Annotated in this window: 1 protein-coding gene; it reads right to left on the reverse strand. The window is 58.1% G+C overall.

Annotation, left to right across the window (positions count from 1 at the left end):
* Positions 1–63 precede the first annotated feature (63 nt).
* Positions 64–453 carry a hypothetical protein gene (locus tag AC0QUY_RS42620; RefSeq protein ID WP_475391729.1) on the reverse strand — a complete coding sequence of 130 codons (390 nt, stop codon included), beginning with the start codon at positions 451–453 and terminating at the stop codon, positions 64–66.
* Between the last annotated feature and the right edge of the window lie 335 nt (positions 454–788).

Genomic DNA, 788 nt, shown 5'->3' on the forward strand with positions numbered 1-788 from the left:
CTCATAGAACAACGCAGCTTGTTCGATTTGCCGATGCCCCATCATGACCTTCAGTCCTGCCAATTAGACAGACTGAATCACTGATATCTCTGCGTCGCAACAGCCGCCTTTTTCAACACAATCGGCCACTAGTGGACGCAGAACGGTGCTGAGCCCATCGCTACGCGCCAGATCGAGCTCACATGGTCCGCCAATAGCCTGTACGTGGATCGCGCGCGCGTGCCGTTCGGCCTCGTCGGTCGTAAGCCTTGCTCTTTCGCGCATCGGCTTGCTGTTCTCCTTTTGTCGAACCGTATTCCTACGGCGTTGGAAAATTCTGTCCCGTAGTGCATGTGCTCGCAATGTGCCGAACTTCTGGCGGTTTGTGTGAGTGGCAATATGAGCAGCTTTCGTCGTGTTCAGACTTTGCTTCAAAGCGTTGATGAGATGGCCAAGCTGATTGCTGAACTCCATGACCTTCGAATGCGGGTTCAGCGGGCCGAGGCGACAGCGCTTGCCAGGCGGCGTGTCGCCGCAAGAAAGTCGGGCGGCGCTGTTGCCGATTTGACCCGGCGGCCGGTTGCGGCGAGGCTCAACCGGGCGGTTGGCGCGACACAAAATCCAATCGGTCAGAGGTGCTCCCGAAAGCGGACGTCGCCAGCGCCGGCGGTCATGTTGGCTTTTGGCCGATTCCGTTGAAAAAGGCGGCAGTAGTTTCGTCGTGAACGCCCGCTGTTCCGCGGACGAGTCGGCTTGATGAGGCTCACGCGGGCATCGGGATCAGCTTGGCCATCTTACGAAGGTTCTGA

The organism is Bradyrhizobium sp. WYCCWR15520 (assembly GCF_056174665.1).

Excerpts from the sequence above, each read along its gene's own strand:
- AC0QUY_RS42620 (WP_475391729.1), bottom strand. The coding sequence starts at position 453 with ATGGAGTTCAGCAATCAGCTTGGCCATCTCATCAACGCTTTGAAGCAA.